The sequence below is a fragment of the Chromobacterium piscinae genome, from assembly GCF_021129175.1.
In the GTDB taxonomy this organism is placed as follows: Bacteria; Pseudomonadota; Gammaproteobacteria; order Burkholderiales; family Chromobacteriaceae; genus Chromobacterium; species Chromobacterium piscinae.
In genome coordinates this window covers 1-4,033 of the sequence record NZ_JAJOHV010000176.1, presented here as the reverse complement: position 1 = coordinate 4,033, position 4,033 = coordinate 1, and the positions used below count along the sequence as shown (strand labels likewise).

General features: G+C 50.7%; 5 protein-coding genes. All 5 read left to right on the top strand.

The window, feature by feature from the left end; genetic code table 11:
- The first annotated feature begins 501 nt into the window (after positions 1-501).
- The 5 genes from LQR33_RS24020 to LQR33_RS24000 all read left to right on the top strand — a co-directional run bounded on the left by LQR33_RS24020 (position 502) and on the right by LQR33_RS24000 (position 3,819).
- Positions 502-972, top strand: coding sequence for a single-stranded DNA-binding protein (locus LQR33_RS24020; RefSeq protein WP_021475777.1), 471 nt, complete (start codon positions 502-504; stop codon positions 970-972).
- A gap of 489 nt (positions 973-1,461) precedes the next feature.
- On the top strand, positions 1,462-1,608 hold the full coding sequence (locus tag LQR33_RS24015) for a hypothetical protein (RefSeq protein ID WP_231178796.1): 147 nt from the start codon (positions 1,462-1,464) through the stop codon (positions 1,606-1,608).
- Positions 1,609-1,616: 8 nt separating this feature from the next.
- Positions 1,617-2,108 carry a NuoB/complex I 20 kDa subunit family protein gene (locus tag LQR33_RS24010; protein WP_166440407.1) on the top strand — a complete coding sequence of 164 codons (492 nt, stop codon included), beginning with the start codon at positions 1,617-1,619 and terminating at the stop codon, positions 2,106-2,108.
- Positions 2,109-2,118: 10 nt separating this feature from the next.
- Positions 2,119-2,586 carry a DUF1841 family protein gene (locus tag LQR33_RS24005; RefSeq protein WP_231470744.1) on the top strand — a complete coding sequence of 156 codons (468 nt, stop codon included), beginning with the start codon at positions 2,119-2,121 and terminating at the stop codon, positions 2,584-2,586.
- A gap of 243 nt (positions 2,587-2,829) precedes the next feature.
- On the top strand, positions 2,830-3,819 hold the full coding sequence (locus LQR33_RS24000) for an acyltransferase domain-containing protein (RefSeq protein ID WP_231178795.1): 990 nt from the start codon (positions 2,830-2,832) through the stop codon (positions 3,817-3,819).
- Positions 3,820-4,033: the final 214 nt, after the last annotated feature.

Here is a 4,033-nt window from a genome sequence, read left to right as displayed (position 1 = left end):
GCCTCCCGCGGTCAACGCGCCGATAGCCGCGCCCACGCCGGCGCCGATAGCGGCGCCGCCGCCCACGCCCTTCTGGGTGTCGCTCATATTGGCGCAGCCGGACAGGCCGGCCACGCTCACGGCAACCAGCATCGATACTATTGTGTTCTTCATCATGTCATCATCCTTTCAACAAACCCATGACAGACCGCCGCGGACCGATACAGTTCCCCGCGCGCGGCCAAGCCCATCGTTCCAAGCGGAAACACTTCAGCTTGCGCCGCATCCGGAACAAAGCAAAGCCGATTGGCGTGTATAATACGGCCCATTCGCCAAACCTGCCCCGAAACCCAGTCCGCCCGCTGGCCTTTGTGCAAGCGCCCAGCCAGAAAATCCGTCTTCGCGGTAGTATGGAGGGCTGCGGCATGCCGCATCCGCGCGGACAACGGGGAGCAGACGCGCCGCCAATCGGGCCTCGCTCGCGGCGCAGGCCAAGCAGTTTGAACTTATCCGGAGAATTGAATGAACAGCATCACCTTTGACGGCCGCCTGGCCGCCGACGCCGAACTGCGCTACACCCCGAGCGGCGAGCCCGTTCTGTCGTTCCGCGTAGCCAGCGACATCGGCTTCGGCGAGCGCAAGAGCACCAACTGGTTCAGCTGCCAGGTATGGGGCAAGCGCGGTGAATCGCTGAAAAACTACCTGGCCAAAGGCCAACAAGTGACCGTGTACGGCCAACTGACCCTGCGCGAATGGCAGGACAAAGACGGCAACAAGCGCGTTTCCCCGGACGTGCGCGTCAACGAACTGAGCCTGCAAGGCGGCCGCAGCGAAATGGGCGCTTCCTCCGGCGGCGGCATGGGTGGCGGCATGGACGACGGTTACGGCTACAGCGCCCCGGCCCCGCGCCAGGAAGCTCCGGCCGCCCCGCGCCGCCAGGAGCCGAAAGCCGCTCCCCGCATGGACGATATGGACGACGACATTCCGTTCTGACTTACGCCTGAAAGTAGTTTGTAAAGCATTCCCCCAACAACCCCCGCCCCGCGGGGGTTTTTGCATTAAAGCCACTCAAAAAGTGCTAGCCATAAAAGCAAAGCTCCATACCGTGCAAATCTGTCAAATTGGGGTATCGGGAATGAACCCCAAGCAGGGGCTCAACATGCAGACAGCCTGGGAATTGTGGTAGTCCAATCATAAGGACGGGATTGCCTACAGGAGCCGGGCCAGTCCAATTGGACAAACCAGTTTTGTCAGCGGTCCTTAGAACGTTTAACCATCCCAATGAACTTGACATGCACTAGATGATATTCATTTTTACCGCTATACTGCCGCAAACAATGCCAAATGAATGTTTTAATGATAACAGTATCAACAAGAACATCTTGCAGGGTCGGCATCCGCACCGTGCTTGCGTCAAAAAATGAATTTACGGGGGAAGGCCACCCTGCGTGGCTCCCACGAACTAAGTAAGCAGCTCAAGCAATGCTGCAATGCAATATTGCAAAAAACTCTGGCGTACTCTTCAGTGCCCCGTTGGCAAGTGCAGGAACACTTGCGCAGCAAAGCGATGCATTAAGTTGCTTTTTTGCAGAAGCAAAATTAAGACATTTTAAAAACTATCTCAATTGAGGTGTTGCATGGAAAGCAAGCAAAATCATGGTTTAAGTTTGCATGATGGCTTTGCCGTTACTAAGGTCGACAATGTAATCAACTGGGCACGCACCGGATCTCTATGGCCACTTTCATTTGGCTTAGCATGCTGCGCAGTGGAAATGATGCATGCGGGTGCGGCCCGTTACGACCTGGCTCGATTTGGATGGGAAATGTTTAGAGGCAGCCCACGCCAAGCTGACCTCATGATTGTAGCAGGCACCCTGACAAATAAAATGGCACCGGCCTTGCGGAAAGTCTATGACCAGATGGCTGAGCCAAAATGGGTAATTTCCATGGGCACCTGCGCCAACGGCGGTGGGTATTATCATTATGCTTACTCTGTCGTTCGCGGCTGCGACCGAATTGTTCCTGTGGACATATATATTCCCGGCTGCCCGCCGACAGCGGAGGCATTGGTATATGGAATGCTACAGTTAAAAAATAAAATTGGCCGACAAAAAGCGTTTGATCGATAGAGCTGCGAATATGGACAGCAACTTGACACGCCGCCAAGCCAGGAGTTTTTTTTTAGATTCTTGGAGAAAATTCAGACAGCATCGCTCATTAACACCACTGGAAGAAGTTGCTGTCGACTGGATTAATGAGCACCCTGAATTTCACCAAGACCTAGAAAAAAACCAGACGATTCAAGAAAAAGATTACTCCCCCGAAGATGGAAAGATTAATCCTTTTTTGCACTTGTCAATGCATCTATCAATTTCAGAGCAGGTCGCCATGGACAATCCACCCGGAATCAAGTCCATCTATTATGAGCTCATTCGTCGGACCGGTTCAGAGCATCATGCCGCACACAATATAATGGATTGCTTGGCTGAAATGATCTGGACTGCTCAAAAACAAAAATCCCCCCTTGATTTCAAAAAGTACAGCAAATCCATTCAGGGATTATTAAAGAAAGAGCAATCCGAAACCTCAAACGCGATAACTCACTAATCATTACTGGGCAATGAACTACACCTTCAACCGAAAAAAGGAAATAAGGTGTGCGTACAGCCCGGAGCCCAACGGAAACAATCTAGCCCGGCGTCCTTTCCCACATAAAGCAAGCTGGTTGATGAGTATAGCCGGAGTATCCCCTGGCTATTTAGGCCGCTCTGCTTGGCGTGGCAACCAATAAATAAATAAGTCGACGAGCTTGTATTAAATCTTCCTGCGGAACAAATAAAGAATATGCAGATGAAAAACAAGCCCATCGTCTTTCTATTCTCAGGTCAAGGATCACAGTATTACACCATGGGGATGGATTTATATGCATCCAACATTTTATTTCGCCGCCACATGGATTCATTGGACAAAATCGCCCGTGACGTCATCGGACATTCGCCCCTCCAACTCATTGATGTAGAAAATAAACAGTTATACGAGCCGTTCACTGACGTGCCGAGCTCAAGCGTAGCCATCTATCTCATAGAACGCGCGCTTACGCGATGCCTCATTGATTATGAAATTGAAGCAAGTATTCATGTTGCCTCAAGCATGGGAATATACGCTGCCGCCACTGCCGCTGGATGCATGGATGAAGCTGAAGCGCTAAACATTGTCTTTGAGCAGGGCAAGATTTTCAGGGACACATGCGAACCTGGAAAAATGATTGCCGTATTAGCGGATCCCGCTCTCTTTCAGCACATTCCTGGATTGCAAGACATTTCTGATCTTGCTGGCATCAATTTCGACAATGCCTTTGTGATTTCCGCCACCTCAAGCAACCTGCCCGCGCTCAACCAGCTGTTAAAATCTTTCAACTTGACATATCAAGAAATTCAAGCTGAACGACCTTTTCATTCACGCTGGATACTTCCTGCCAAGCAAAAACTAGACTTACTTTCCTCACAATTATCTGACAAGCAGCCGAGAATTCCATTAATATGCTGTTCGAGTCAAAATCCTATTGAAAGCTTTAATTCCTCTAGCATATGGAATGCAGTGCGACAACCGATAATGTTTAGGGACACAATTTTGCAATTAGAAAAAACAGGACCACATTGTTATATTGATGTCGGACCGTCAGCAACGATGGCCACTCTACTCAAATACGCGCTTCCTGCCAACAGTGCATCCGAGAGCCACGTCATCCTAAGTCCGCTCAAACAAAGTTCAACAAAACTCCACCAGTTACTAAGAGCTGCCAACAAAGCCCACCATGCAAATCAATACCATAACATATAGCAAGAATGAAACGGAAAGTGCCCTGGAAACCACTGCAGCTGCGGCTCCCAACCTCATCCCTCTCTCGCTGGAGCGGGCCACCGCGTTTGGATGATTTTGGTATCTTGTTTGCTCTCGCCATGGCGCTGTTGCACAAATCCTTCTCCACCGCAGCTTGGTAGGATAGCGGCATGACCAAGCCCGCTCCAAAACGCTATCGAACGACCAACTGGAA

What these genes read in the sequence shown, in the direction of transcription:
- LQR33_RS24005 (WP_231470744.1), top strand. Translation starts at nt 2,119, where the DNA reads ATGGACAGCAACTTGACACGCCGCCAAGCCAGGAGTTTTTTTTTAGAT.
- LQR33_RS24010 (WP_166440407.1), top strand. Translation starts at nt 1,617, where the DNA reads ATGGAAAGCAAGCAAAATCATGGTTTAAGTTTGCATGATGGCTTTGCC.
- LQR33_RS24020 (WP_021475777.1), top strand. Translation starts at nt 502, where the DNA reads ATGAACAGCATCACCTTTGACGGCCGCCTGGCCGCCGACGCCGAACTG.
- LQR33_RS24000 (WP_231178795.1), top strand. Translation starts at nt 2,830, where the DNA reads ATGAAAAACAAGCCCATCGTCTTTCTATTCTCAGGTCAAGGATCACAG.
- LQR33_RS24015 (WP_231178796.1), top strand. Translation starts at nt 1,462, where the DNA reads ATGCTGCAATGCAATATTGCAAAAAACTCTGGCGTACTCTTCAGTGCC.